Origin of the sequence: Embleya sp. NPDC127516 (genome assembly GCF_044765325.1) — a bacterium.
Lineage (GTDB): Bacteria > Actinomycetota > Actinomycetes > Streptomycetales > Streptomycetaceae > Embleya.
The window spans coordinates 1-26,453 of sequence record NZ_JBIWJT010000037.1; the positions used below are offsets into that span (position 1 = coordinate 1).

Annotated in this window: 30 protein-coding genes; 11 read left to right on the forward strand and 19 right to left on the reverse strand. The window is 69.7% G+C overall.

Features of this window, described 5'->3' with window-relative positions:
- Positions 1-984: 984 nt before the first annotated feature.
- The 7 genes from ACIRL2_RS43105 to ACIRL2_RS43135 form a co-directional block, all read right to left on the reverse strand.
- Positions 985-1,533, reverse strand: coding sequence for a TetR/AcrR family transcriptional regulator (locus tag ACIRL2_RS43105; RefSeq protein ID WP_391590010.1), 549 nt, complete (start codon positions 1,531-1,533; stop codon positions 985-987).
- 26 nt (positions 1,534-1,559) lie between these two features.
- Positions 1,560-2,030 carry a nuclear transport factor 2 family protein gene (locus tag ACIRL2_RS43110; RefSeq protein WP_402239976.1) on the reverse strand — a complete coding sequence of 157 codons (471 nt, stop codon included), beginning with the start codon at positions 2,028-2,030 and terminating at the stop codon, positions 1,560-1,562.
- Positions 2,031-2,608: 578 nt separating this feature from the next.
- Positions 2,609-2,758 (reverse strand): hypothetical protein, encoded by a 150-nt coding sequence (locus ACIRL2_RS43115; RefSeq protein ID WP_402239979.1) that lies wholly within the window; start codon positions 2,756-2,758, stop codon positions 2,609-2,611.
- 507 nt (positions 2,759-3,265) lie between these two features.
- On the reverse strand, positions 3,266-3,688 hold the full coding sequence (locus ACIRL2_RS43120) for a hypothetical protein (RefSeq protein ID WP_395871274.1): 423 nt from the start codon (positions 3,686-3,688) through the stop codon (positions 3,266-3,268).
- On the reverse strand, positions 3,685-3,858 hold the full coding sequence (locus ACIRL2_RS43125) for a type II toxin-antitoxin system HicA family toxin (protein WP_395871272.1): 174 nt from the start codon (positions 3,856-3,858) through the stop codon (positions 3,685-3,687). The genes ACIRL2_RS43120 and ACIRL2_RS43125 overlap by 4 nt, the downstream gene beginning before the upstream one ends.
- Positions 3,859-4,320: 462 nt before the next feature.
- On the reverse strand, positions 4,321-5,460 hold the full coding sequence (locus ACIRL2_RS43130) for a Fic family protein (RefSeq protein ID WP_402239983.1): 1,140 nt from the start codon (positions 5,458-5,460) through the stop codon (positions 4,321-4,323).
- A gap of 303 nt (positions 5,461-5,763) precedes the next feature.
- On the reverse strand, positions 5,764-5,910 hold the full coding sequence (locus tag ACIRL2_RS43135) for a hypothetical protein (RefSeq protein WP_395871269.1): 147 nt from the start codon (positions 5,908-5,910) through the stop codon (positions 5,764-5,766).
- 1,257 nt (positions 5,911-7,167) lie between these two features.
- Between ACIRL2_RS43135 and ACIRL2_RS43140 the strand changes: the two genes are divergently transcribed.
- The 3 genes from ACIRL2_RS43140 to ACIRL2_RS43150 all read left to right on the forward strand — a co-directional run bounded on the left by ACIRL2_RS43140 (position 7,168) and on the right by ACIRL2_RS43150 (position 9,054).
- Positions 7,168-7,482: a hypothetical protein gene (locus ACIRL2_RS43140; protein WP_402239985.1), complete on the forward strand. Its 315-nt coding sequence runs from the start codon at positions 7,168-7,170 to the stop codon at positions 7,480-7,482.
- A 183-nt stretch (positions 7,483-7,665) separates the two neighbouring features.
- Entirely contained in the window at positions 7,666-8,157 is a 492-nt protein-coding gene (locus tag ACIRL2_RS43145; protein WP_402239988.1) for a hypothetical protein, read from the forward strand.
- A gap of 333 nt (positions 8,158-8,490) precedes the next feature.
- Positions 8,491-9,054, forward strand: coding sequence for a hypothetical protein (locus ACIRL2_RS43150; protein ID WP_402239991.1), 564 nt, complete (start codon positions 8,491-8,493; stop codon positions 9,052-9,054).
- Positions 9,055-9,223: 169 nt separating this feature from the next.
- Here ACIRL2_RS43150 and ACIRL2_RS43155 read toward each other — a convergent pair whose 3' ends face one another.
- The 3 genes from ACIRL2_RS43155 to ACIRL2_RS43165 form a co-directional block, all read right to left on the reverse strand.
- The gene (locus tag ACIRL2_RS43155; protein ID WP_402239992.1) at positions 9,224-9,373 is read right to left on the reverse strand and encodes a hypothetical protein; all 150 of its coding nucleotides are present in this window, start codon (positions 9,371-9,373) and stop codon (positions 9,224-9,226) included.
- Positions 9,374-9,445: 72 nt separating this feature from the next.
- Positions 9,446-10,480: a hypothetical protein gene (locus ACIRL2_RS43160; protein ID WP_402239995.1), complete on the reverse strand. Its 1,035-nt coding sequence runs from the start codon at positions 10,478-10,480 to the stop codon at positions 9,446-9,448.
- Between the two features lie 242 nt (positions 10,481-10,722).
- Entirely contained in the window at positions 10,723-11,214 is a 492-nt protein-coding gene (locus ACIRL2_RS43165) for a hypothetical protein (RefSeq protein WP_402240143.1), read from the reverse strand.
- A gap of 427 nt (positions 11,215-11,641) precedes the next feature.
- On the opposite strand from ACIRL2_RS43165, the gene ACIRL2_RS43170 reads away from it, so the two are divergent.
- Positions 11,642-11,821 (forward strand): hypothetical protein, encoded by a 180-nt coding sequence (locus ACIRL2_RS43170; RefSeq protein ID WP_395871262.1) that lies wholly within the window; start codon positions 11,642-11,644, stop codon positions 11,819-11,821.
- A 229-nt stretch (positions 11,822-12,050) separates the two neighbouring features.
- Here the strand turns inward: ACIRL2_RS43170 and ACIRL2_RS43175 are convergent, their stop codons facing one another.
- The 4 genes from ACIRL2_RS43175 to ACIRL2_RS43190 all read right to left on the reverse strand — a co-directional run bounded on the left by ACIRL2_RS43175 (position 12,051) and on the right by ACIRL2_RS43190 (position 16,599).
- The gene (locus ACIRL2_RS43175) at positions 12,051-13,058 is read right to left on the reverse strand and encodes a TerC family protein (protein WP_402239998.1); all 1,008 of its coding nucleotides are present in this window, start codon (positions 13,056-13,058) and stop codon (positions 12,051-12,053) included.
- A 200-nt stretch (positions 13,059-13,258) separates the two neighbouring features.
- Positions 13,259-14,923 (reverse strand): hypothetical protein, encoded by a 1,665-nt coding sequence (locus tag ACIRL2_RS43180; RefSeq protein ID WP_402239999.1) that lies wholly within the window; start codon positions 14,921-14,923, stop codon positions 13,259-13,261.
- Entirely contained in the window at positions 14,920-15,561 is a 642-nt protein-coding gene (locus tag ACIRL2_RS43185; RefSeq protein WP_402240002.1) for an ABC transporter ATP-binding protein, read from the reverse strand. Before ACIRL2_RS43185 ends, ACIRL2_RS43180 begins: the two co-directional genes overlap by 4 nt.
- A 591-nt stretch (positions 15,562-16,152) precedes the next feature.
- Positions 16,153-16,599, reverse strand: coding sequence for a dihydrofolate reductase family protein (locus tag ACIRL2_RS43190; protein ID WP_402240005.1), 447 nt, complete (start codon positions 16,597-16,599; stop codon positions 16,153-16,155).
- 248 nt (positions 16,600-16,847) lie between these two features.
- Here ACIRL2_RS43190 and ACIRL2_RS43195 point away from each other — a divergent pair, with 248 nt between their 5' ends.
- Positions 16,848-17,444 (forward strand): hypothetical protein, encoded by a 597-nt coding sequence (locus ACIRL2_RS43195; RefSeq protein WP_402240007.1) that lies wholly within the window; start codon positions 16,848-16,850, stop codon positions 17,442-17,444.
- Between the two features lie 341 nt (positions 17,445-17,785).
- Here the strand turns inward: ACIRL2_RS43195 and ACIRL2_RS43200 are convergent, their stop codons facing one another.
- The 3 genes from ACIRL2_RS43200 to ACIRL2_RS43210 all read right to left on the reverse strand — a co-directional run bounded on the left by ACIRL2_RS43200 (position 17,786) and on the right by ACIRL2_RS43210 (position 19,650).
- Positions 17,786-18,187 (reverse strand): hypothetical protein, encoded by a 402-nt coding sequence (locus ACIRL2_RS43200; protein ID WP_402240010.1) that lies wholly within the window; start codon positions 18,185-18,187, stop codon positions 17,786-17,788.
- Positions 18,184-18,477: a hypothetical protein gene (locus ACIRL2_RS43205; protein ID WP_402240011.1), complete on the reverse strand. Its 294-nt coding sequence runs from the start codon at positions 18,475-18,477 to the stop codon at positions 18,184-18,186. Before ACIRL2_RS43205 ends, ACIRL2_RS43200 begins: the two co-directional genes overlap by 4 nt.
- A gap of 309 nt (positions 18,478-18,786) precedes the next feature.
- Complete coding sequence (locus tag ACIRL2_RS43210) at positions 18,787-19,650, reverse strand: phosphotransferase family protein (protein ID WP_402240014.1); 864 nt, start codon at positions 19,648-19,650, stop codon at positions 18,787-18,789.
- Positions 19,651-19,919: 269 nt separating this feature from the next.
- Between ACIRL2_RS43210 and ACIRL2_RS43215 the strand changes: the two genes are divergently transcribed.
- The 3 genes from ACIRL2_RS43215 to ACIRL2_RS43225 are packed head-to-tail and all read left to right on the forward strand — an operon-like array spanning position 19,920 to position 21,200.
- Positions 19,920-20,408, forward strand: coding sequence for a winged helix-turn-helix domain-containing protein (locus ACIRL2_RS43215; protein ID WP_402240016.1), 489 nt, complete (start codon positions 19,920-19,922; stop codon positions 20,406-20,408).
- Complete coding sequence (locus ACIRL2_RS43220; protein ID WP_402240017.1) at positions 20,366-20,932, forward strand: IS630 family transposase; 567 nt, start codon at positions 20,366-20,368, stop codon at positions 20,930-20,932. Before ACIRL2_RS43215 ends, ACIRL2_RS43220 begins: the two co-directional genes overlap by 43 nt.
- Before the next feature lie 46 nt (positions 20,933-20,978).
- The gene (locus ACIRL2_RS43225) at positions 20,979-21,200 is read left to right on the forward strand and encodes a hypothetical protein (protein WP_395871245.1); all 222 of its coding nucleotides are present in this window, start codon (positions 20,979-20,981) and stop codon (positions 21,198-21,200) included.
- 134 nt (positions 21,201-21,334) lie between these two features.
- Here the strand turns inward: ACIRL2_RS43225 and ACIRL2_RS43230 are convergent, their stop codons facing one another.
- Complete coding sequence (locus ACIRL2_RS43230; protein WP_402240020.1) at positions 21,335-21,763, reverse strand: hypothetical protein; 429 nt, start codon at positions 21,761-21,763, stop codon at positions 21,335-21,337.
- 120 nt (positions 21,764-21,883) lie between these two features.
- Here ACIRL2_RS43230 and ACIRL2_RS43235 point away from each other — a divergent pair, with 120 nt between their 5' ends.
- The 3 genes from ACIRL2_RS43235 to ACIRL2_RS43245 all read left to right on the forward strand — a co-directional run bounded on the left by ACIRL2_RS43235 (position 21,884) and on the right by ACIRL2_RS43245 (position 25,311).
- Positions 21,884-22,096 carry a type II toxin-antitoxin system CcdA family antitoxin gene (locus ACIRL2_RS43235; protein WP_395871241.1) on the forward strand — a complete coding sequence of 71 codons (213 nt, stop codon included), beginning with the start codon at positions 21,884-21,886 and terminating at the stop codon, positions 22,094-22,096.
- A complete protein-coding gene (locus ACIRL2_RS43240) occupies positions 22,093-22,413 on the forward strand; it encodes a type II toxin-antitoxin system PemK/MazF family toxin (protein ID WP_395871239.1) in 321 nt (106 codons plus the stop codon). Before ACIRL2_RS43235 ends, ACIRL2_RS43240 begins: the two co-directional genes overlap by 4 nt.
- A 117-nt stretch (positions 22,414-22,530) precedes the next feature.
- On the forward strand, positions 22,531-25,311 hold the full coding sequence (locus ACIRL2_RS43245; protein ID WP_402240023.1) for a Helicase associated domain protein: 2,781 nt from the start codon (positions 22,531-22,533) through the stop codon (positions 25,309-25,311).
- A gap of 379 nt (positions 25,312-25,690) precedes the next feature.
- On the opposite strand, the gene ACIRL2_RS43250 is transcribed toward ACIRL2_RS43245, so the two are convergent.
- Positions 25,691-26,059: a hypothetical protein gene (locus ACIRL2_RS43250; RefSeq protein ID WP_402240026.1), complete on the reverse strand. Its 369-nt coding sequence runs from the start codon at positions 26,057-26,059 to the stop codon at positions 25,691-25,693.
- Between the last annotated feature and the right edge of the window lie 394 nt (positions 26,060-26,453).

Here is a 26,453-nt window from a genome sequence, read left to right on the forward strand (position 1 = left end):
TTGGTTGGAAGTGACTCCGTCACTTCCAACCAACACCAATCGCTACGCGATTGCCCACGGCACTGAACATCTCCCACTACCGACCGCATCGCTCGGGAACTGCGTCGGCAACAACAGGGGTTGGCGTCCGAAGCCGCGATCATCCCGGGGTCGACAAGCCAAAGCACCGACTCGTGGGGCAAACCAACACCCCACAACATCACGCGACTTGGAACCGTCATCGCCAACCATCATTGGAAACAGGCGACTTCACCACCGGGCAGGCCACTTCCAATATAGGTGCGCGCCACACCACGAACAAGGTCTGCATCAAAACCTGTTCCGGGTACGATCCGGGGAAATCCACGAACCCCACCCGGTACCGGACCCGGCCCGCTCCGCGGCCCCGCCACCGCACCCAACGGGGCGAACGGCACCGACCCGCAGGCACATCGACCAGCCCTCCACAGCTACCACAAGCCCGGCCCGGCAACCACCAGCAACCACTCCACAAGCGGCCTGGACGCCCTCCTGTTGCCCTCACGCCCCGATCCGCCACATGCCACCAGGGGCTCGGCAAGGCCACACAGCGCCATCGACAGGCCCGGGCGCCCGACCGACAACCCGACCCGAAAGTCGTAGGAAAACCAGACAGGAAAACTCGACAGGAAACCGAGAGGCGCCGCCGATCAGGAACGACACGAACGGCCACCGAGAGGCGACCTCGTCCACCGTCCACGGGTTTTCCCAACGGAACCGACCATCCGTCCCAGATCCTGCAAAACCACAGCCCACAGACCAGACAAAGCCGAGCAAGACAGCAAAAACCCAGGCCACGCAGCCAAGATCCAAATCCCAGATCCTGCAAGCCCAACGGTCAACACACGATCAAACGACAAGAACTTTCAAAACTGCCGGGACGGAGCAACCAGTACGCGCCGTGACTGCGGCCGGCGTCCGGCACGCGGAACCCGGGGCCGTCGTCGCCGACCTGCCGGTGTCGGGTCATCGTGCGGTGAGGACGTGCGCCCACGGCTCGTCGATGTCCGCCAGGCCCAGCACGGCGACCACGTTGTCGAGCATTCCGGCGCCGAACCAGTGCCGCACGGCGTCGTCGTCGCCCAGGAGCTGCCGAACGGTGGCGACCTGTTTGGCGTAGCACCGGCGTACGGCCTGCCCCACGAGCGGCTCGCCGGCGGCGCAGTTCGCGTGCATGAGGAAACGCAGGATGCTCCGGTCCGCGACGAGCGCGGCGTAGGCGTCACGCGCGGCGCCCAGCGCCTCCTCCGGCTCCGGCCCGGCCCCACCGGATGCCGGGGCGTGGGCGACCAGCGTGTCGGTCATGACGACCGACACGTGGTCGACCACCGCCGCGAACAGCGCTTCCTTGTTGGGGTACAGGCGATACAGGTACGGCTGGGAGACGCCGGCCCACTCGGCGATCTCGTGCGTCGTCGTCCCGTAGAACCCCTTTTGTGCGAAGCAGTCGACCGCGGCGGCCATGATGGCCCGGCGTCGTTCGTCGCTCTTGGTGCTGGTACCGGCGGCAGGCATGGGCGTCAGTCCAACATGGCTTGGGGTCAGGCGCCAAACGTGACGCTGCGGTCGGAGGCGGCCGGCACCTCGGAGGGTGTGAGGGCGTCGATCGCGACCAGGGGGTTCCAGTAGTCCAGGTAGTGGGTGATGCGTGCGTCGTCGTCGGTGCGGACGACCGAGATGCAGGTCTGCTCGTACGGCTTGCCGGTGGGCAGCGCCGTGCCCGTCGAGCGGAATTCCGCGACTACGAGACTCGGATCGACCGTGTCGTGGAACACGAGGTCGACGAACCTGACGTCGAAGGTCTCGGGGAAGCCGCGCATGTGGGCGAGCAGGGCGTCTCGCCCGATGACCTGCTTCGGCACGCCGTCCGGGGCGTACGGAAACTCGAGTACCGCGTCCGGGGCGAACAGCTTCACCCACTCCTCGGTGTCTCCCGCGGCGGTGAGGCGCAGGTGCTCGGCCAAGGCGTGCTGGGCAGCGGCGCGGCGGGCGTCGTCTTCCGTACGTGTCATGCTCGCTCCTACGTTAGTGGTCGACCGATAACCTACTACGGCCGCGATCGGTGTGGGTAGTTGTTGGTGTGCATGGTCAGCCTGCCGACACCGGTCTCACGCCTCGTTCATCACCCTGCGGCAGCCGATCGGTCACCTCACGTCAGCCGGCGATACAGGGATCCGAACCACCGGTACAGGCACTCCGTCGACTCCCGTCGCCGACGACCAACCACCGCCATGACACGGGCCATTCACACGCCACGACAACCACCAGGAACCCCCCGACAGGCCACCCGGACGCCCTCCTGCGGCCCTCACTTCCGGATCCGCCGCCACCAACCCACCAGCCGCCACAACGCCCCACAGCGCCATCGACAAGCCCGACGCCCGATCAACAACCCGACCCGAAAGTCGTAAGGAAAACCCGACAGGAAACCGAAAGGCACCACAGGAACCGCCACGCCCGCGACCCCGGTTCGCCTCAACCACGCCATGGCCCGCCGACCAGGGTCGGTCGCGAGCGCGTCGACCTCCCCCGCGTGCGTTCACGGGTTCTCGACGGCGTCGACGATGTTCGGATCGGAGGCCAGGCGCAGTTACGCGGGTCGGAACTCGGCGGGGCCGGGTGTGGTGTGGCCCAGAACCACGACCCGAAGACGAGTCCCGGCCGGATACCGGCCGTCCGTGTCCCGCCACGTCGGCTCCGCGTACTCCGGTTCCAGCAGGCCGACCTCGCCGTTCGGCATCTCGACCATCATTCCGAAGGGGCGGTGACGGACCACGACCGCCTCCACCACCGCGCCCCGCGAGTACCCGCCCGCCATCGGTCCCCCAGCCCTCGTCGGAATCCCTCGCCGTACGATCCGCGAACGCCGCGACGACCCTGGGACGGTCCCGGAAGGGAATCCTCAATCGCGACGCGCAGCAGGTGATCACCGCATCACATCGAGATCAGCACCCTCAAGGCGACCCCAACCTCCACCCACGGTTTTCCCAACGGAGGACCATCCGTCCCAGATCCTGCAAAACCACAGCCCACAGGCCAGACAAAGCCGAACAAGACAGCAACACCCAGGCCACACAGCCAAGATCCAAAGTCCCAGATCCTGCAAACCCAACGGTCAACACATGATCAATCGACAAGATCTTTCAAAACAGCCGGGACGGAGCACCCGAAAGTCGTGAGGAAAACCGGACAGGAAAACTCGACAGGAAACCAAGAGGCGCCGCAGGAACTGCGGCGCCGGTTCGGCTCAGGCGTCTTGGAGTTTTCCGCGTTTGGGGCGTTGCGTGGTGGTCCGTCGCGGAGCAAGTTGGCTGACACGCTGGTGGGAGAGTCCCAGGACCCGGCCCGCGTCGCGTTGGCTCATTCCGGTGTCCAGCAAGGTCGCGACGGCGTCGGCCAACGCTCGGCTCGCCGTCCTGTCGGCTTCCTCGGCTGCCCGCCGCGCCTGATCCAGGGCGTGCAGGGCCTCGGTGGTGCCTGCCACGGACAGTTCGACGCTCACCTCGTCCGGGCTCACGTCCAACGCGGCCGCGACGGCGTCCCGGGCCATGTCGGCGGCTTCGGCGAGGGTACGTCCCTGGGTGTACACGCCACCGGCGGCGTCCTCGACACTGACGGCCCACCACACGCCGGACCGTTCGGCGGTGGCCTGGTAGACGGTGGGGGTCATGCGTTTCTCGCCTTCCTCAGGGTCTTTTGAGCGGTGATCTCGTTGATCTCGCGGTGACGCGCGACCACGAGGATTTGGCCTTTGAGTTCGTAGATGTCGTGGTTGCCGCCGTGCCGGGTCAGGACGGCTCCGAGGGCTTCCAACTCTCGGACGAGGTCGGTTCGTTTCACTCGTGGATTCTATCCACGATAGACAGATCGATTCTAATTCGACTAGAAGCCCGCTGCAAGGACGGCTCGCTCGAAGCGCCCACCGGTTCGGCGTGGCGGGTGTCGGCCGGGATCGGGGCCCATCCGGCCGAGGGCACGAGGGCCCGGTCGTCGCCGTGGCGCCGGCGCCGGCCGACGCGCCGGCCGAAGGCCCGGGCCGGCCCTTCGGCGCCGGCGGGCGGGGTGTCAGGGCATGTCGCCGGACCGGCGCAGGCATCCGTCCGGCGAGCTCGTGGGGGAAGCGGAGGAGCAGCTGCTCCAGTTGCTCGGGGCACAGACCGGGAGCACCGCGGACGCGGCCGGGCGGTACGGACGAGGAAACCCGGGTGGGGCGGGTATTCTCACGGCCCGTCCGACCCACCGGCTCCGGCAGCCGGTGTCGGCTGGCCGGTGCCACCCCTGGCTGTATGACTCCCCGGCGTGTCACTCGGTGTACGGGTTGGCGATGCGGTGGGGTCGCTTGGCGATCTCCAGCACGTTTTGCGGGAAGCGGGGGCCGGCGACGTAGTGGCGGCCCTTGGTCTGTCCCACGGCGGTCAGTACCCCTGCCTTCGTCAGCGCTTGGAGGTCGCGTGTCGCCTGTTGGGTGTTGATCGCTTCGGCCCGTTCGTAGCGGGAGCGCCGCACCCTGCCGACCATGGCGACTTCGTGGAGGGCTGTGACCTGCCGTTCGGTGATGCCGTCGGCTTCGGCGGCCTCCATGAGTTGCACCCAGCATTCGTTGGAGCGGTCGACACGGTGCCGCACTCGCTGGGCCTGCTGGTGGTAGGCGAGGAGGTTGAACTTGATCCACGGCAGTGTGTCGCGCTCGGGTGACCAGAGGGGGCCGCCGACCTCGCGGAGCACCTTGTAGTAGTCCCAGGTGTTGCCCGGCATTCCCAGCCACTCCTCGATCGAGGAGAACTCGGGGGCCAGGACGCCGCCGCGGGCGATCAGCAGGGTCTGCAGCGAGCGGGACATCCGCCCGTTGCCGTCCGACCACGGATGGATCTTCACCAGGTTCAGGTGCGCCATCGCGGCCCGGATCAGCACGTGGTCGTCGAGGTCGCCCTCGTTCAACCAGTCGACGAGCTCGCCCATCAGGCCGGGGACCAGTTCCTGATCCGGCCCCTCGTAATCCGTCTCCAACTCGTCGCCGGGGGCCGTGATCCGGATGGCGGTCTTTCGCCACTGCCCCGCCGTCTTCAGCGGATGATGATGCCCCTGCAGCATCCAGTGGAGCGCGTTCAGCAGTTCCTTGCCGTACCGGAAGTCGGCGACATCGTGCAGCGACTGGATGTACGTCATGGCCTGCCGGCAGGCCAGCGTCTCCGCCTTGTTCTCGTCGCTCGCGTCGACCTCGCGTTCCCCGTCCATCAGGTCCGCGACGTCCTTGACGTCGACCCGGTAGCCCTCGATCGTGTTCGACGCCGCGATGGCGCTGGCCGTCAGGGCCTTGCGCAGATCGAGCGTCCATTTCACGGGGGCCTGCCGGACGGCGTGGCGTAGCCGGTCACGCATCGCGTCGACCTGTTCCAGGACCCGCAGGTCAACCGGCTCGAGGTGGGGAATCACATACAGCATGAGGCAATGACACCAAACTCCTATCATTTCATGCTTGCGGCCTTCGGCCACGTCAACCGGGCGTGGGCGCCACCGGGTGTACGGCGCAGCGGTGGGTGGGCGTGGGGCGTCACACGGCGGCGATGCGAGACGGCGGGGTCGAAGGCACGGCGGCGGGTGGCGCCGGGCAGGGTGTCGCGAGGCCGAGACGCGGGCGGTGGGGCGGGCCCGGAAGGTGATGCGGCGGACGTCCTCGTCGAGTTCGGACTCGTGTGGGCAGGCGTTGACGGCGAGGGTCTCGCCGGCGCCCGTGCAGCGGTGGATTCAGGTCTTCGCTTCGGTTGCGATGGTGTCCCGGAGGTTCTCGCGGGCGGTGATCAGGACGCGGGTGGCAACGATCCGGGCGTCGGGCGGGGGCACGTACCGGTCGGTGTCGGTGTCCATCGGTGGGGTGGGCGGGTTCGCGGTCACGGTTGTTCCTCGGGTTCGGCCTTGTGTGTGGTGGGTGGGGGCCGGGTCGGATGCAGTGCGCGCGCAGGTGATGGTGCCAGCCGTGATCCGCAGGTGTGGGCATGGCGGGGCGGCCGGTGCGGCTGTTGTGGCGCGGCGCGGCGGACGGGCGGACACGTTCGTGGGTACTGCGGGTGTTCGCTCGGTACACGGACGGCACCGCGCTGCCGGCCGACTGCCCCGGCCGTGCCGAGGCGGGCGGTGAACGGGCGCTGCAGGCCGCGGCGGTGGTGACGGCGGCTTTGAGCGGGGCGCGGCGGGGTGGGCGGCCGGTGGTCGCGGTGGGGGCGCATGTGCGGTTCCGCGGAGCGGGATGGCAGATCGTTGCGCTGTCCGGACAATGCTTCCACCTGGTCGGCGAGAGCGGGGACGACGAGGTGGTGCCGGCCGGGCACCTGTTCGCCGATCCGGACTTCGCGGTCCGGGGTGCGGGGGTCGGGCAGCCGCAGGGGGTGCCGCGGTGGGGGTTGTTCGAGACCGCCCCGGCCGCGGCGCGGGAGAGGGCGTTGGCGTGGCAGCGGTACATCCGGGAGGTGGAATGTGGTCGTGCGGGCGGGCCCGACGGCGGTGGGGTGGTGCGGCCGGAGTACGACCCGGCGCGATTCACGTCGGCCGAGCGGGAACGGGCCACGGCCGAGGACTTGACTGCTTTGGGTTTCGGGCGGGTTTCGCGGACGACGGTGCAGCGCATGCGCGGCCGGTACCGAAGGCAAGGCCTGTGGGGTCTGGTCGACAAGCGCGCCACGCGCGGCGCGAGTGCGACCGGGCGCAGCGACGAGCGGGTGGTGGTGGCCGTGTTGGAGGCGTTGCGGCGGCAGCGGGGGCGGTCGAAGGGGACGGTGGAGGGGTTGCGGCGGTTGGCCGGGGAGATCCTGGACCGGGCGCATGGGCCGGGTGTGGTGGCCTTGCCGTCGCGGGCGACGTTCTATCGGTTGGTGAACGCTCTGGCCGATCCTGCGGAGTTGCCGGCGCGGACCGCGAGCGCGACGACGCCGCCGCCGTTCGCTCCGGTGGGTGCGTCGCGGCCGGGTGAGCAGGTCCGGGTCGACAGCACCCGCCTGGACGTGATGGCCGTTTTGGACGATGGCCGGTTGGGGCGGCCGGAGTTGACGATCGCGGTGGACGTGGCGACGCGGAGCATCGTGGCGGCGGTGCTGCGGCCGGAGGGGACCAAGGCGGTCGACGCCGCTTTGTTCGGGGATGGTGGTGCCGCATCCGATGCGGCCGCACTGGCCCGAGGCGTTGGAGTTGTCGCGGGCGAGCGTGCCCTACGAGCGGCTGGCGGCGGTGGACGGGCGGTTGGAGGGCGCGGCGGCGCGGCCGGTGATCGTGCCGGAGACGGTCGTGGTCGACCGGGGCAAGGTGTTCGTGTCCGAGGCGTTTGTGGCGGCGTGCGAGACGTTGGGGGTGAGCGTGCAGCCCGCGCCGTCCGCGAAGCTGTCGTGGGGGCGTGCGGTGCGGCGCGGTGGGCCGCCCGGTGGCGTTGTCACCGGGTGCGGGAGTTGTTTTGATGAGTTGGAGAAGCCGGCATAGGACCCACGTCGCGAGTCGGTCTGTTTGACGTCGTGCCGGGCGTTGCGGTGCAGTGGTGGTGTGGGCTCTCGCCGCACCGGGGCGAGCGGGACGCCACTTGCGCGAAGGGCCCCCGTGAACGGGTTGACGTCGGCCGAAATCCTGCGCCGATGCTATGGCGTTCCCTTTCCACCGGAGTTCTTTGTGTTGGGCGAGCCGCACGAGATGACCGAGGAGTTGTTGGTCGAGTTCTTTGCTCGGCCGTGGCAATTGGTGATCCCGCCGGCCGTGTCATGGCTCCGTACAGAGGAGGAAGAGGAACGGGTCCTGCTCGCTCGCGACCTGCTCCCCTTGGTGAAGCCGCTCGGACTCCGCCAGCGTCACGGTGGCAAAACGGTCGGCTACCGTCTGAGCCGACTCGCCGACGGCCGCACCACGGTCTTCGCCCTCCCTCGCAACGCCCGCCCCGACAGCCCCATCGAGCACGTCGGCGACTCGCTGCTGGAGTTCCTGCACGAGCACCACACCGACCACCGGGATGCGCTCCTCAAGCAGTACAACGCGCCGTCCAACTTCGGCACCGGCATGGTCGATGCCGACGAGGTGCAAGAAGTCGCAGCCCTGCTCCATCACATCGAATACCTCCAACGCCGAGTCGCCGACCACGGCATGCACGACCGACACGCAGCCGAGTGACAGCGATTCACACAGACGCCGCGCCCGACTCATCGGGTAGTCGTCGCCGAAGTCGTTGCACAACCGGGTCGCGACCGGTTTCGAGGCAATCGGTCGAGGTGGCGATCGTCATCGCCGGCGACGCGGTGGCGGATGCGGGAATCGTCGCCACCATCACTCCGGTTCCGGGGCCTGCTGTCGTTCGTACCCCCGATTGGCCAGAGGCCCGCGTCGGCCGGTGGTTGGCATGGAGCCCAGGAGCCCCCCGGGGAACCGGTGTTGGTGTCAGGTCATCCGACCCGCGCGGGGCTGTCGCGGGTCACAGCCCTACGCGTGCGGCCCACGGCCGCCGGGATGGACACGCATCGGGTGCCGCATCACGATGGGCAGTCCTCCCCGATCGCCGCCCGAGGCGGGAAATGGGAGGTCCACCACAACCCCCACGACGGCCGCCAGGTATGGATCCGCCTGCCCGACGGCGAGTCGACCGAGATCCCGTGGATCCACCGTGACCACGCCCACCACCCGTTCGACGAACGCACCCGGCAATACGTGCGTGCCACCGCCGGCCCCCACACCGACGCCGACATCCACGAGGCGAACCTCGCGGAAGCCTTCGACCGGCTCATGCGCCGTGCCCGCGCCGGAAGGGCCACCCGCGCCGAACAACGCCTCCTCGCCGGCGGCACACCCATCCGGATTCCCCCACCGGGACGCCCCGTGCACGAAGGGCGGGGGCAGGACCTCGGCGGCACCGTCCCGGGGGAGGGCGGGGACAGCCTCGACGAACTCGACGACGGCCTCGACGAGTCACCACCGCGGGGGTGGTGCGCCGACGAAACCGACCCCGACTCCCCCGCACCGCCGTACACGAGGTACGGGCTCTACGACGCACACGAGGAGGCCCTGAAATGGTGAGCCCCGGTGCGCGATCGAGCGACGACACGTGGGCACACATCCATGCGGACACGACGGCACGGTCCCGGCCGGTGACCACCTGGCAGGGCCGGCAGGACTTCGCAACCGCACCGCCCCCGGCGCCGCCCGAGCCCGGCGCACCGCTACGGAGCCGGGAGGAACGCCCGGCCTACCACTCCGTGTTCGTGACCGTCCGCATCCCGGCCATCGACACCCTCGCCACGAACATGCGCACGTTGATGATCCTGGGCCGCCACCAACGCATCACCGCCCGACCGGCGTTGATCGTCACCGGCCCCGCCGCCGCCGGCAAGACCACCGCGCTGCTCCACGTCGGACGCGAGTGGGGAACGAAGGGCCGCCCGGCGCTCCGGGTGTGGGCCACGGATGCTCACTCGGGCTCCCCACCCCGTATGCCGTCTCCGAGCCGCCAGCGACGTATGCATGGTGCGGCGCCGTCGAGGGCTGCTGTCACTGTCACCCAGGTGCCGTCGCCGGCGCTGCAGAGGTTGATGGCGTCGGCGTCGTGGTGGGGCGCCGGGTAGTGGATGCGGGCCCGTGGCTGCAGGGTGTGCGTGTCCAGCAGCATGTGCTTCGGTGCGTATTCGCTGAGCGCGATGACGTGTACACGGTCCAGGAACCAGGCCCACAGGAACGTCGCGGTCGACGATTCGACGCGGGGGTCGCGACCGGCGTCGTCGTCGGCCGGTCCGAAGTCGTGGAGTTGCACCGTGCCGAATGCGTTGCCCAGCCAGGTGCCCGCATCCGGATGCACGTCGAGCGGTACGCCGAAGCCCCGGGACGTGGTCGTGGGTCGGCCGTCCGCGTCCCAGCGTGTCCACCGGCCGTCGTTGCCCGCGCCGTCGAACGCGTCGGAACTGGCGTGCCGTCCGTCGGGGTGGATCAGCACCTTGTGCGGACCTTCGTAAAACGACGGCGATGTACCGATCACGGCCCCGCCCGGAAGCGAGATCACCTGACGCTGTGCCGTGTACGTGACGTCGCTGTCCTCGTCCCACTCATCGTCGGGTACGGGCACGAAGGCCCACAGCTCGGTTCCCCCCGGGGCGAACACCGCGCACGCGGGGACATCCTCCCCGTCGACGTTCCCCAGCGCGGGGTGGCTCGCCTCCCACACCGTGCTGCCGTCGACGCGCACACACGCCGAACGGCGCTCGCCGGCGAACGCGGCGAACCGGCCGTCCGGACTGATGTCGTGATTGAACCAGCCCGACTCCACGAAGTACCGGGGTATGACGAACCGTTCGTCGATGGTCAGGTCGGGTGACAGGAGCAACAGCCCGCCATCGGCATCGCGAACGATCCAGCGCCCACCGTACGTCTTCTCGATCCGGCCCATCACCTCACGGGGCAATTCCGCGATCAACTCCGCGTGGGCGCAAGGCAGCGCAAGGTCGTTCGTCATGAGGTGCAGCGTAGTGTCCGAGACACAGTCAGTCGCAGCCCACCGACCACCCTTGCTCAGCCATCATGACCATGGCTGAGTAGGCCCGGAGCGCGCTGCCGGTATTGCTCCCGGTCCGTTTCTCCGGACCTCTCGCCGAGTGAAGTAAGCCGCCGACGAGGTGCCTCCGGCTGAGGTCCTTTTCCGACGGCCTCTTCCCGAACCGGACGGACCCGATTTCCAGGCATCCGGCTCTCCAGTGATTACTTCCGCAGTACTGCGGTGGGACGCCTTGCGTGGATGCCTTCATGGCAACGGCGGCAGATCACCAGGGCCTTGCGCCGCCGCATCGCCATCAGATGGACCCATGCGGGCCCTTCTCGGCGTCCGGGCCGGTTGAGATCAGCGAGCTTGCGGACATGGTGAACCTCAAGGCTCGTCCGCGCCTCGCACATCTCGCAGCATTCGGCGAGGAGCCCGTGGATCAGCTCGTTGCGTTTCATGCTGGCCATGACCGGCCGGATGTCAGTGAGGACGGCCGTGCGCTGCCGTTTGAGCGGTATCCCGCCGAAGCGGGTGACCAGCGGCTTCCTCCCCTTATCGCGTGGGACGGTGACCTGGATGCAACGGCGCGGTCCGTCGGGTGTCTCAATGGTGCTTTTGTACTTCCGGGACATCTTCGTAACCGTCGACCGGTGTTTCCCGGCCAGCGTCTTCAGCATTGACGTCTCCATGACCCACTGGAGGCGGCCCAGGCGGAATGAGGTGACCCGAGTTTTATAGAGTCCGTTTGCGGTTGTTTACGCGGACTGCGTGGTTTGCTCCTGGTCGGCCCGGTGTTGCTGCTCGTACTCGAGCGGTGGCATGTAGTCGAGCGCAAGCCCCGACACACGACGCCGGTGCCCACGCCCCGGGGGCCGCACCCGCGAACACCGGTCACCACGGGCGTCGGCGTCGTAGCGCGTCGCCGACGCGCACTTGTCGCCGGTGGGTTCGTCGCGGCCGGCCGGCCCGGAGCGGTCGTGCGGGTCCACCTGGCGCTGCGCGGCCGGGTCCGTGTGGCGTGCCTGCTGAAGGCTCCATGTCTCGCGCCGTCATCGTGCGTGCGGTGCTCGCGCAGTCCGTTGTCCTGGTCTCGCTCTACGTGGCGCTGACCCAATTGCCGCCCCGGGAGGCATCGAGGTGATCGCCGTGATGGGCCAGAACCCGCCCATCCGCAGGTTTCGCATCGGCCAGATCGACGCGAAGGATTCGTCATGGACATTCACGCTCTTCCTCAACGCCACCGCCACCGAAGTGCTCGCCTGCACCGGCGTTGCCAGGTCCGCCTCCCCGACAGGTCGAGACTCCGAGGCGACGTGACGGCAGGTCTGCCTTGGTGACAACCGAGTGCCTCGGCTCACGGGCCCTGTCGCCGCGGTCGGCGTTGTCCAGGCGGTGGGTGAGGAAGCGGGCGATGCTGCGGCGGCAGAGGTGGACATGGGGACTCGCCACGAATCCACGACGGTGGACGCACAGGGGCTGGGGGCAACACACCCGAGCGTCCTCAACGAACCGCCACACCACCGACCACCATCCCCGGGATCACATGTCAGTCCGCCGCGTCGTCGCGGGTGGTGTTGTTCGTGCGGTCGGTCGGCGCGGAAGCGTCCGCTGCGTCCTCGTCGGGAGGCAGGGGACGCAGGATGCTCAGCACGATCGAGGCTGCCAGCACCAGGATGATCACGCACAGGCTGACCAGGGAGGGAATCTCCGGTACCGACTCGCTGATCACCTTGTGGGAGGCCTGCAGGACGAGCTTGACGCCGATGAACGCGAGGATGATCGACAGGCCCTTGCTGAGCAGATGGAATCGCGAGAGAAGACCCGACAGCAGGAAGTACAGGGCGCGCAGACCCAGGATCGCGAACGCGTTGGACGAGTAGACGATGAACGCGTCGTCACTCACCGCGAGCACCGCCGGTACGCTGTCGACGGCGAACACCAGGTCGGCGGCCTCGATCGCGACGAGGACCACGAACAGCGGGGTCACCACCCGCCGACCCGCCTCGCGGACGAAGAAGCGGCTGCCGGAGTACTCGTCGCGCACGGGGACGACCTTGCGCACCAGGCGAACGGCCAGGCTCTGGCCCGGGTCGAAACTGTCCTCCTCGTCCTTGAGAAGCTTCCACGCGCTGTAGAGCAGCACGGCCGCGAACACGAACAGCACGGCCGTGAATTTGCTGACGATGGCCACACCGGCCGCGAGGAACAGGCCGCGAAAGACCAGTGCGCCCAGGACGCCGAAGAACAGCACCCGATGCTGGTACTCGCGTGGCACCCGGAAGTACCCGAAGATCAACGCGAACACGAACAGGTTGTCGACGGACAGGCTCTTCTCGAGGAGCCACGCGGTCGTGTACTCCACTCCCGCCGTCGTTCCGACCTGCCAGAACACCAGCCCGCCGAAGCCCAGGGCGAGACCGACCCACAGGGCGCTCCATGACGCGGCCTCGCGGAATCCGATGACGTGGTCCTCGCGATGCGCGAACAGGTCCACCGCGAGCGAGACCACCACGATCCCAGCGAAGACGAACCACAGCCACAGAGGTACATCCATGTCGAGCCTTCCGTCGCCCACCGAACACGCGTGACGGATGACCAGCTCCATCCGCCCCATGACAGAACACCAAGAGTTTCCCCTGAAAGGGCAAAGAAGTGCCAATCAGTGGCGCGTGGGAATCTCTGGTAGGACCTTTCGAAGCTCCGTCGTCGCGGGGCGGGATGCATCAGGTGCTTGGGAGGAGCGTCGAGGCTCGTTCAGCGCCGTGCGCGGGCACGGGCATGGGTCCACCACAGCATCAGTGCGGCCAGCGCCCAACAGGCCGCGAGACGGGCCGACACGGTGGCCGTGCCCGCGCCGGACATCGACGACGGGGCGAGCAGGACGGTGAGTCCCGTGACCCCGACGATGGGGCCGGCTCCGTACCACACCACCGCCATCACCGGGCCGACCTGCGCGAACGCCGGATGGGACAGCATCCACGCGGGGGTCGGGGGGCGGTAGGCGCCGACCAGTCCCGCCGCGACCAGGACCGGCGCCGCCGCCGGCACGACCAGGAGCGCGCCCGGATGGGCGAGCACCGTCACGGGCAGCGCGAACAGGCAGCCGGCGACCACAAGGAGCAGGATCGGGACCGGCGCGTGCTCCAGGGCCACACGCGCGAACGGTCGTGGCAACCACGCGGCGCGGCGCGTGTCGTCCCCGTCCAGGCGTGCGGACTCCAGGAGCGCCGCGGCGGCGAAGTACCCCATCAGCGCGGCGGCGACCGTGAGCGGGGTCGCCGCCGTTCCCTCGGTGTGTGCCGCGACGGTCGCGGTCGCGGTCGAGAACGCCAGGAGCAGCAGCATCAGGCCCGTTCGTCGCGGTGCCGCGAGCAGGGCCACGGCGTCCCGCCAGACGACGAGCAACGCTGCCCGGCGCGGGGCGCGCAGTCGGGCGGCCCACCGCTGGGCCCGTCCCGCGCGGCGCGTGTCGGCGGCGCCTGTCGCACCGAGCCTGGCGGCGCGCAGGTCCAGTGCCCAGAGTCCTGCCAGGACTCCCGTGGACGCCCGCGTGCGCACGCGGAGTTCGGCGGTGGGGATGCCCGCGACCAGTCGGGGCACGGCCCACACGGCGGCCGATGTCGACAGGATCAGCAGCGCGAGGGCGAGCGGCCACAGCGGCACGGACCCGCCGGCGGCGGCGAGCACGGGCTGTGCCGCCCAGCCCCATGGGCCGGACCACAGCTGCGCCGTCTCCACGCCTCGCGAACGGTGACCGCGCGCGGCCGCGACGACCTGGACGATACCGAGGACTATCCCCAGCACCAGGACCGGCACGAGCCGACGCAGCCGATCGGCCACCCGTCGTGAACGCTCCACCACTGCCGCGCCGGTCACGGCGAGCGTGGCGACGCCCACTCCGAGAGCCGCGAACGCGAGGAGCCCGGCCCCGACGCCCCCCAGGCCGGCGGCGGCGATCACCAGGGCCCCGACCAGGCCCAGGAGGAGCGCCGCCACAATCCAGACACCGGCGGACAGCGCGAACCACGGCAGGAGCACCCGGCCGCGACGCACCGAAAGCGTGAGGAGCCAGTCCACGTCCGGGCGTGGCGGCGTCACCGGGCCGCGCCAGAGCCCGTCCCAGGCGGCAAGGGCCAGGACGGTGATGGCGGCGAGGACCAAGCCGGAGGGCAGCACGGCCGCCAGTTCGTCCGCGTAGGCGGCGAGCGGCTGCCGGCGCACCTCGTGGATCGCGCCCGCCACATACACGCCATAGGTGCTGCCGAGCAGAAGCACGACGATGTACACGGCGTAGCCGAATCGGCGGGCCCTGCCCCTGCCGCGCCGCAGCCGCAACCAGACGGTCGTCGCATGCGTGGGATCCTGCGCGAGTACCGGCGTCGAGGCGCCGACGCGGACGTCCGGTGCGGGGCCTGTCACGGATGCGTCGTCGCCGGCGGGCCGTCCGCGACCACGCGGCCGTCGTCGAGCACGAGCACGCGATCCGCCACCGAGCACGCGAGTTCCCGATGGTGGGTTGCGAAGAGCACGGTCGTGCCCCGGTCCCCCTCGGCGCGCAACCGGTTCGCGAGGCGCTCGCGTGCGGCGGGATCCAAGCGCTGTTCCGGCTCGTCAAGCACCAGCAGATCGCGCGGGCGCACCCATGCCGCCGCCAACAGCATGGCCTGCGTCTGCCCGGAGGACAGGGCGCCGGGCAGCGCGTCGGCATGGCGCAGCAGACGTTGGTCGTCCAGACAGCGTTCGATCACGGCCTCGTGGTCGGCCACGGCGTGTCCCACCGCGACCAATTCCAGGTGCTGTCGCACCGTCAGATCGGGATAGCAGGTGAGCGCCTCCCCCACCACCGCGACCCGGGACCGCACACGCGGGTCGTCCTCGGTCATGAGCAGCCCGTCGAATCGGACCGTGCCGGTCGTCGGCCGATCATGTCCGCACGCGAGACGCAGCAGCGTGGACTTCCCGGACCCATTCGACCCCATCAGGGCTACGCGCTCACCCGCGACCACATGAAGATCCAGGGGTTTCAACGCCTCCCGCTCACCGAACCGACGACTCACACCCGCTAGCGTCAGCAAACTCTTTCTTCACCCCTTGCGCGCGTTCCCTCGGCCTGCCGACACGTCCTGATCGAAACCGTGCTCGTGAAAACCGTGTCCGAAGCCGTCTTCCTCGCCACTCTATTGGCCCAGCCCTGGCCCAACCCACGGAGTGGTCGGGCCAAGGCGACGCCCTCCCCGCGCCCCGCCCGGCGTTTCGGCCGTGTCACTCGACCGGGCCGCACGCCGGGTGCGCATCGTCGCCCGACCGGCGCGAACACCGGGCCGGGCCTCGCCCGAGTGGCCGGCGGGACAGCCGCGGCGGCCGGCCGCGCGGCGACGGTGGGTGCCGGGGGTGGCCGCGATTGAGGGGATTTGTGTTCCATGGGTCTGCCTCCGCTTGGCCCCCCGGACTTGTAGTCCCCGGGACCCGTAGCCCGGTCGGGTCGATGACGACGAAGACGCCGGCACGGCAGGGGCTGTTCGTGACCGCCCCGCCGGCAAGCCGGATCGCGCCGGGCGCGGTGGCCGTCTCGGCGCGAGTCGGCACACGCGCTCGACGACGCGTGGGGCAACGAGGACGGCGGCACCCGTGACCCGCCCTCCGGTCGGCTACCCGTCGGCGCGGCGGTAGGTGTTGATCAGCACCCCGCTCGTCGAGGCCGTCGTGTCCACGAGTGCGAGCGGGCGTCGCGTCGTGCCGTCGTCGAACAGCTTCTTGCCGCCTCCCAAGAGGAGCGGGAAGACCAGCAGGCGGTACTCGTCGACGAGATCGTGTTCGATGAGAGTCCGGAGGAACTCCCCGCTGCCCAGCACCAGGACCTCGCCGTCGGCTCGGTCCTTGATGCCGATGACCTCCGCCGCGACGTCGGCCCCGAGCAGGGTGGAGTTCGCCCATTCGAGATGGGTGAGCGTACGGGAGGCCACGTACTTGGGCATGGTGTTCATGGCCGCCACCACGGGGTCGGTGTCGTCGGCGTACGGCCAGGTTGCCGTGAAAATCTCGTACGTTCTGCGGCCGAGGAGCAGTCCGGCCGCCCCGGCGATGGAGTCGCTCATGAACTTCTCCACCACCGTGTCGACGTAGGGCAATATCCAGCCGCCCCGGTCGAACCCGCCATCGCGGTCCTCGTCGGATCCGAGTAGGCGGCCGCGCCGGGCTCACTGCGAGGTACCGGCCGGCAACCGGCGTTTCGGAAGTCGAGAACGTCTGCGGTTGCGGGCAGCGCGGCTGCGGGAGAGTTGTCCTGCCCGGCGGTGCGTACGCGGAGCCCTACGGGCGATGATCAGGTAAAGGAGCAGACGTCGTGAGTGATCCGACCGGGTCGGCGCGCACATACCGCCTCTTTTACGGCAGGCGGCTCGCGATGGGAATCAGGGGCGAACCAGGGGTGCTCGTAAGCACGTCAACCCCGCCGCCGGTGCCAGGGGCCGCACCGGTCACGCATCCGTTCGCCGCCGGAACGTTCCACGTGGCCGAATGCGAGGGCGAGCTCGGGGCGCTCCTGCACGCGGCATCCGATCTCCACGCGTTCCTCGACGCTGCCCGGCGTTGCGGCTACGCAGTCGAGGCGGTCGAGGACCGCAAGGCACCGTTGGCGCCTGCCGCGGGCGGCAGCGACGCGGCATCCGAGGGCGTCGACCGGCTCATAGTGGTGGGCAGAGCGCACTTCGCTCAGCTCAGGACCGACCCGGTGTTGAACGTCGTCGAGCTGCCCGACGGGCTCGGCGTCTGCCTGGTGCACGCCGTACGCGGCGGAGGCAAGATTTACGTCGCACCCGACGAATCGGCGCTGTTCGCGGGGTCAGCGGTCGACTTCGAGACGGGCCTCGACGCGTTCCGCGACGGCGCCCGCACGCCGCTCGAGAAATTCGACATCAACGGCGGTGGCACACCAGGGTGACGCCGCTGCCCTTGCCCGCGCTCCGCCCCCTTTGACGCAGAACACGGACAGTGCTCCGTCGGAGCCGAGGTCGTCGCGATCCCGACCACCGCTCGGACAGGGGCAGCCACTTCGTCAGCCACTGAAGGAGCCCCCTCTTCGGTCAGCCGAAGGTTCTACGGCCTGTAGCCCGCACCACCGACTCTCGGCGGTCTCCGCCTCCGTCACGTGCTCACCGGACACCGATAAATCTTCGGGGATCGCACCGAACACTCACGGCCACCCGGAGGAGACTGTGGCGGAGGAGGAGAGCGGGGGCGGCCCGTCGGCGCAGGCGGCGGGACCTGCCGCCACAGGCGCGCTCAGCCCGTGAGGAAGGCGCCCTCGGAGCAGGGACGGCAGACGAATACGTAGCCCCACCGGCCGCCGAGGTTCATCGCGGCCTGCCGGTCGATCCCCTCTTCCAGGTGTGGCGCGGGCACGGTGGCGCTGCCCTCGGTCGCGGGCAGCGCCGCGGCGGCGAATTCCGTCGTGCCGGAGTAGGAGGGGCACCCGGGCCGGCGGTCGTCGTCCAGGCAGGAGGGGCTGCCGCCGAGCGATCCGAGCACCGCGCGTTGCTTCCCGAACCGCTCTCCGGGCTCCCTCTTCCACCCTGAACGGGCGAGGTCGTACGTGTCGCGCGGGATATCCTCGCTGTCGTCGTCCTCCGGTTCGAGCGTCACGACCCGGGTCGTGATCGCCGACACTGCGGGCAGCAGCGTCACGCCCTCCTCACGGCCACCGGTACCAGTCCCGCGGACGGGAAAAGAAGGACCCGATTCGCCCCGGAGGTCGCGTCCCACAGCTCGCAGGCGCCCGGATCGTTCTGGCACACGAACACCGACAGGACGCCGTACTCCACCGGCAGATGCGCGAAGAACTGCATCGGCCCTCCGCAGTAGTCGCCGCACACCGGCCCGGTGAACCCCTCGGGAGCCAGCGGCACACCCCCGGTACGTGGCACGTCCGCATCGGGCGCGGCTGTGCCGTCGTGGATCATCAAAGTTGCCTGCATGGGCGAAGGCTACGGGCAGTCGGCAGCTCAGGACCCAGCGGGCACAGTGCGCCGTCGCGGATCATCCCGGCGTACCCCGAGGTAGGAACACTCCACGGGCTCGGCGACGCCGGCGGCAGTCAACGGGGCAAGGACCGTGCGATGTCGATCCTCCGTCAGTTCTCCGTGTCTGTGCACAGCCCGTGCGGCCATGGCGCAGGCGGACCTGCTCCGTCCGGCCAAGATTCTCGGCAGCAATGAATCGTCAGGGCTGTCGGCATTGGCGAATCTCGCGAAGCCCGGACATCAGGCATGTACCCTCGGCGATTTCTACCGACCGTCCAGTTGCCTGGTCGCTGCGTCGAGTGTCGGCCAAGGAGGGCCCTCTCGCAGCAGGCGCAGGAATTCTTCCCCGAATCGCCTCCCGTTCGGAAACTGGTCGCCACGCTCCCAACGCCACGCTGCGACCATCGCGAGGACGAGCTGTCGGCACTCGTCCAGCAGTCCTTGGTCAATGCTCGGATAATGCTCGCAGACCGCCTCCGCAACATGGGCGAGATCGAACTCGACCGGTCCACGGCAGTACGTCTCGAGGTCGATGAACAACGGGCCGTTCTTCGTGCCCAGCACATTGCCCGGATGCGGCTCGCCGTGGAGCGGCTGCTCCACGACGCCGCGGTCCTCGATCGCCCGGCGCAGGCTTTCCAGTCTGCTGCCGAGGAACACACGGTCCGCGTCGGCGAGTTCCGGCGAGCGATCCGGGTCGGCGACGACTTCCTCCGCCTCCGCGATCCGATCCGTGAACCGTGGGCTCGGCACATCGACCTCGCGCATGCCGGCGTGCAGCCGCTCCAGCGCCTTGGCGTAGTCGACTGCCGAGACGTGAGGTGTCACGGGTTCGTAGTAGGTCCACAACGTCACTGCGAAGCCATCGCGCGTATACACACGCGGGTCCACCCGAGGCTCCAAGGCGCCCACAGGGCATCCGGCCTCCGCGAGCCGTCGAGCGAGGTCGACTTCCAGTTGTGCGGCCTGCCCCGCTGGAGCGACCCGGGCAAGGACGTCGCACGGCGTCAGCCGCAGCGCGAGCCTGTTCGAGTTGTGGAGAACGACTGCGTCGTCGGCCGGCAGGTCCAGCGATGCGGCAACCGATGTCGCAGCCGCGATCGCACGCGTGAGGTCGGATATCTCCACCGGCGAATCTTGGCACGGATGAGCGAGGGCGATGTCAACCAGCGTGGCCAGATGCCAACTGTCGTGTCCCGACACAACACCCCGGCCCGCCCCAACCGGAAATCACGCCCGAAAGTCGTAAGAAAATCGGACAGGAAATCCTGGGCCACTACGGTCGACAACCGACGTAATGCGATGGCCACCCTCCACGCGCTGTACCTACTGAGGTTTCCGAGTCCGATTGACGGTGCGTCAAATGAGGGCATACCCGTTGTATGGGGAGCTCGGGGATGACCCCGGTGGAGCGGGAGCGCCGGGAGAAGTTGCGGTTGCGGGCGGCTGGTTGGTTCGCGGAGGGTGTGTCGCAGGCGGAGGTGGCGCGTCGGTCGGGTGTGTCGCCGCAGGCGGTGTCGGTGTGGCATCGCGCGTGGGTGGACGGCGGGGCGGACGCGTTGCGCTCCGCCGGCCCGCCGGGTGCCCGCCGGCGGGTGTCGGACGAGGGGTTCGCCGAGGTGGCGGCGGTGCTCGAGGCCGGTCCGGAGGCGGCCGGTTTCACCGGGCGGATCTGGACGCTCGCGCGGGTCGGGCGGGTGATCACGCAGGTCACAGGGGTGGTCTACGCGTCGCCGTCGAGTGTGTGGCGGCTTTTGAAGGCGCACGGCTGGTCGCGGCAGCGGCCCGCCCGGCGCGCGTTGGAACGGGACGAGGAGGCGGTGACGACCTGGAGGAGCACGGTGTGGCCCCAGGTAAAACCACCGCGAGGCGAACGGGTGCGGTGATCGTGTTCGCGGACGAGACGGCGCTGTCCCTGTTGCCGCCGGTCCGCGCCACGTGGGCCCCGCGGGGTTGCACCCCGACGCTGCGGGTGCGGATGGGGAAACGGCCGAAGACCTCGTTGGTCGGCTGGTGCTGTTACCCACCGGGCGGATTACCGAAGTTCCTGTATCGCATGGTGCCGGGCTCGGTCACCGATCGGGAGCTGATTCGCCAACTGCCCGACATACACAGGACTTTCGATCGCCCGATCGTACTGGTGTGGGACAACCTCGGCAGCCATCGCAGCCGCCGGATGCGCGCCTTCGCCGACCGCGTCGACTGGCTGACGCTGGTCTTCCTGCCACCCTACGCACCCGACCTGAACCCGGTCGAGGGCAGTTGGGCGCATCTGAAGAGCGGGGCCCTGGCCAACCTCGGCGCCCGCACCCTCGACGAACTCGTCGCCGTCGCCCGCCAAGGCCTGCGGCACATCCAAAACCATCCCGCGCTCCTCAACGGCTTCCTCGCAGCAACCGACCTGACATGACGAACCAACAACAACCGAATCCGCAAAGCTCAGTAAGGTCGGCGGCATGACACACGACCCCGACGACCCGGCCACGATGACACCCGAAATGGCCGCGCAAATCCGCACCTGGCGAGTCGACGAGGAATACACCTACCGCGCCGTCGCCCAAGCCGCGACCGACCTGTGGGGCTCCACATGGGGCAGCAACCAGATCTACGGCACGGACCTGTGCATCACCGCAGCCCAAATGCTCGGAGAAGACCCCAACACCGACCCATGGAATTGACACCCCACCAACCCGACCCCGAGCGAATGCCCCGGACCACGACACCCGCCGCGCCGGCTCCTGAACCTGCTCCCGCAGGTGCCGGCTCCTGAACCTGCTCCCGCAGGAGCCGGCACAGCCGCGCGAGGCACGGGTCAGGAGCGGTGTCGAATGCGGTCGAGGTCCGGGTCCAGGACGACGAGGTCGGGATGTTCCCGCAGTTGCAGTTCGCGCGCCCAGTCCTCGAGGTCGGCCTTGTGCGCCGCCATGTCGCCGGTGGTGTCGGTGACGATCGCGAGCAGTTCCACATCGGTGTCGCTCAGGCCGCGGTAGCGGTTCGCGGGGGCATAGCAGGAGACGGCCTCGGCAGGGAGAGTGGAGCCGGCCGCGGCAAGCCTGTCGACCAGCCACCGCCGGAACGGCGTGTCCCGGGTACGCCAAGCCGGGTCGCAATCGTCGAACTCGGTTTCGGGACCGTCGAGATCGCCGACCAGCCACCGCCGAAACGGCGAGTCCCCAGCGCTTTGGGCCGCGTCGTGGTCGTCGAACTCGGGAACGTCGAAACCGGGACCGATGCCAGCCATGGCCCAATCCTCTCCACAGCCGCGGTGGGATACGCGAGACCCACCCGAACGAGTGGAACCCGGGTCGCGGCCGACACCAGGTAACGACTCCCGGATCATACTTCGCGTATGATCCGAGGTATGACGATCAAGGAACGGGTCACGGTGACGCTTCCCGCAGACCTGCTGGCCACCGCAAAGGCCGCCGCGGCGGGGAACCTGTCCGCCTACGTCGAGCGCGCGCTGCGCGCCGAGGCCCTGCGCGAGGCTGGCGAGGCGATCGAGGCCTGGCGCGGCCGACACGGCGAGGACGTCGAGGAACTCGCGGACGTGTTCGGCGAGGACATCGCGTGAGGCTCGCACGCGGCCAGATCTGGGAAGTCCCCCTGGCCACCAAGGTCAGGGCCGTTCTGATCGTCGAGTCCGACGCAGCCATCCGCGCCCTGCCCGGAACACTGGTGTGCATGATGATCGACCGGACCGGAGGCGCCCCGGACACCGTCGTCACGGTACCCATCGGCGAACCCGTGGCGGGGGCAGCCGTCGCGGTCGACCTGGTCGCCCTCACCGACAAACGCATCCGCTCGGGTACCTTCCTGGGAACCGCCGACCCCGCCGTGATGACCCGCGTGTCCGCCGCACTGCGCGTCGTCCTCGAACTCACCGACTGAACCTGGGGTCGCGGCCGGCCCATCGACCCGGCGTGCAGGTACGCAGGTGAGCACCGGCCGGGCGAACGCCATAGCGCGGGAGCGCCCGCGGGAGCCGGCGACACGAAGAGAGAAACCGTGCAGCATTCCTTGCCGCTTTTCCCACCCGAGCCCGCACCGCATCCCACGCGCCGGATCGCGTCGCCCCTGCGTCCGCACCAGCGCGAAGCCGTCGACGCCATCGTCCGCGCCCTGGAGAACCCCGACGCGGACATGGTCCCGGGCGGGCCGCACGGCGGGGCGCGGGCCACCGCGGTGATGGCCTGCGGCACCGGCAAGACGCGGATCGCCGCGGCCGTGGCCGCCGCCCTCGCCCCACGCGGGCGGGTGCTCGTCCTGGTCCCCACCCTCGACCTCCTCACCCAGACCGTCACCGCCTGGCGAAACGCCGGGCGCACCGCGGGAACGCAGATCGCCGTGTGCTCGCTGGGCGGCGACCGCACACTGGACGAAGCCGGCGTGCGATGCACCACCAGCGCACCCCGAATCGCCTTGTGGGCAGGCGTCTCGGGGCCTGTGACCGTGTACGCCACCTACCAGTCGCTGGGCGCCGTCCTGACCGCCCACCAGGGCGCCTACGGCCTCGCCCTGGCCGGTTTCGACCTCGTGGTCGTCGACGAGGCCCACCGCACCAGCGGATCCGTCGGGAAGGAATGGGCCGCGGTCCACGACAACACCCGACTTCCCGCCACGCGACGGCTGTACCTCACCGCCACGCCCCGCGTGTGGGAACCACCCGCCAACAGCGCCTACAGCGAAGCCACACTGTCGGACGCCGACCCCGAACTGCCCCCCGCCCTGGCCCAGGACGAAGCGTGGGAGGACCCCGACCCCGTCGCCGGCCCAGACGATGCCGGCGGCGGCGCCCCGGACCGGGAGTGGGACGACGAGGGCGAGGACGATCGGCCGGTCCGCGTGCGGGGCGGGCGGCCCGTGCACTCGGCGCTGGAGGCCCGCGCGGTCGCGTCGATGGACGACGAGGCGATCTTCGGCCCCGTCGTCCACCGCCTCGAACTCGCCGCGGCGGCCCGCATGGGCCTGATCGCACGGCCCAGGGTGGTCGTCGTGGAGATCACCGACCCGCAGGTCCAGGAACTCGCGGCGGCCACCGGCAGCAACCTCAACCGGGGCCTCGGCCGGCGCGGCATCGACGAGGTCGAGCAGTACCGCGCCGCGCGCCTGGTCGCGTTGCAGACCGCGCTCCTGCGCGCCGCCGCCGACGACGACCTGGACACGGTCATCGCCTACCACTCCCGCACCCTGGAGGCCCAGGCCTGTGCGGCGAGCCTGCCGGACGTGGCCGCGCGCCTGCATCAGGGCGAGCCGGGGCGCCACCCCGCTCACGTGTGGGCCGACTGGTTGAGTGGCGAACACCCCACCGACCACCGGCGCGACGTCCTGACCCGGTTCGTCGAACGCGCAGACCCCCACGGCACCATCGCACCCCGCGCGATCCTCAGCAACGTGCGTGTGTTGGCCGAAGGCGTCGACCTGCGGGCCCGCGCGGTGGCCTTCATGGACCCCAAGTTCAGCATCGTGGAGATCGTCCAGGCCATCGGCCGCGCCCTGCGCCAACACCCGGGCGAGGGACGCACCGCCACGATCATCGTCCCCGTGTTCCTCGCCCCCGGCGAACGACCCGATGACATGCTCGTCTCCGACAGCTACCACCCGCTGGTGCGCACCCTGCACGCCCTCGCCGCGCACGACGCCCGCGTCCTGGACATGCTCGCCACGCCCGCCCCGAGCGGACCCAAGACCTGGGCGAGAGCGGTGACCGATACCGAGGACATCGGGGAACGGGGCGACGTCGAGCCCGGTGACGGCGACGAAAGCGACGCCGGCGGTCAGGAGGAGCGGTTCCTGGTGCGGTTCATGACCGACCGCGACCCCACCCTGCTCCGCGACTTCATCAACCTGCGCGTCATCAACCCCGAACGCCGCGACTGGCGCCGGGGATACCACGCCGCCAAACGCTGGCACACGGCCCACGGCCACCTGCGGGTGCCGCTGGAGAGCATCGACTACGACGCCGAGACCGGGACCTCGTACCCGATCGGGCAATGGATCGGGGACCAGCGGCGGGCCCGGGCGGCGGGGTCGATCACCCCGCACCGCGTCGAGCTGCTGGAGCGGTTGGGAATGGTGTGGAACACCGACGACACCGCCTTCGAGGACGGACTCGCCATAAGCCGCGCGTACTTCGCCGTCCACGGGCACCTGGCCGCGCCCAAACCCGCCGCGATCAACGGGTATCCCGTCGGGCAATTCCTCGCCAACTGCCGACGGCCGCTGGAGACACGCAAGAACCCCGAACGCTGGCGCGAACGCTGGCAACGCCTGGCCGAGATCGACCCCGACTGGAACCCCACCGGACGGCCGGATCCGGCGCAGCGGTGGTCGCTGGATTGGCAACGCATGCTCGCCGCCGTACGCCTGCACACCGAGGCCGGCGGCCGCGTCGACGACCTGGTGCCCGGACACACCGTGGGCGGCGAGGACATCGGAGCATGGCTCCGGCGGCAACGGCGCAGCGGGGCGGACCTGACGCCGGCGCAGCGGGCGGCGTTGGCGGGTGTCGGTGTCGACGTCACCGCGCGGGAGGAGCGGCCCGCGGTGTCGGCGGCAGGGGTGGTGCGGGCGGATCGGTGGGCGCTCACCCTCGCCGCGGCGGCGGCGTTTCGGGAGCGCGAGGGGCACCTCACCGTCCCCCGCAAGCACGTCGAATTCGTCGAACACGGCGGCGAGGCGCACCAGGTCAAGTTGGGGGTCGCCCTCGCGAACGCGCGACAACGACGCGCCACATACCCGCCCGAGCGACTCCAGGCGCTTTCCGCGCTCGGTATGCGGTGGGCGTGAGTTTCGGGCGTCGGGCCGGATGGGATTCGAGGTCGCCTCGGCCGTCCGAGGGTGTGGTGGTTGCGTTCGGGAGAGGTTCGCGCGCTTGGGTCGGTGCGCCCGGCTCCGGGTCCGGGCCGGGTGGCCGGTTTGTCCGCCGGAAGGGCGTGTTCGTCTCGTTCGGATGAACCGCCCGCACCGGGGGCCGGTTTGGGGCGAGGGTGGGTGGGTGCCCTTCGTGGGGTCCACACTTTTCGCCTCGTGGCGTGTGGTGCGGGCTGTGCCCCGCGACGGAGACGAGGGAATGGCTCCGGCCGCGGCAACGCGTGGCCGGAGCCATTCCTGTTCGTCGCGCGGGCACTTCGGTGGAGGGGACGACCGGTCGGTGCCCGTGGACGGGTCAGGGTGTCTCGCCGCGTCTGATTCGGTCCGCGACGGTCTCGATGTGTTGGTCGAACATGCGGTTGATGGTCTCCATGAGTTGCGGGTCCGGGTCCGGGTGGAGCAGGCCGGGGACCAGGTCGTCGAGGCCGATGTGGCGGCCGGGGGTGTTCATGCCTTCGAGGCGCTCCGGGACGAACGCGTCGAGGTTGCTGTCGAGCACCGCGTTGAGGGGTCCGAGCGCGGGGTCGGGGGGCTGTCGGGCGAGGAGTTCGAGGCGGCGGTGCATCGCGCGGAGTTCCTCGTCGGAGCGGGCTGCGGCCTCTTCGCTCACGACGGCTTTGCGGGTGTGGCCTTCGTCGTCGGTCCATTCACGGATGACCCACACGTGACCTCCCAGGATCGGGACCGGGAACGGTACTCCCCCGATCCGACAAGAAGAAGAAGGGTCGCGTCGCGGGTTGCCGGGGCCGTCGGTGCCCGCGGTCCAGGCCCGTGGGGGCGGGGGATGCAGTGAGGATGACGAGCGATGGCGATACTCGTGACGGCACTTTGCTGAAGTGGGCCGGCGCAGCTTGCCGAAGACACGTGGTGCGGATCGGGCGACGGCGTGCTGCGAGGGCCGGCTTTGATCCACTCTTCGAGGCGCGTGCGGAGGTCGTGCACGGTGATCGAGGCCAACTCCTCGATGGGCACGCCGAGGTCGTCGTGGAACGAGAAACCCGCGCGGTACCCGAGGTCGCGCTCGTGGATGTTCGCGGTCCGCATCGATGAAGCAGGGG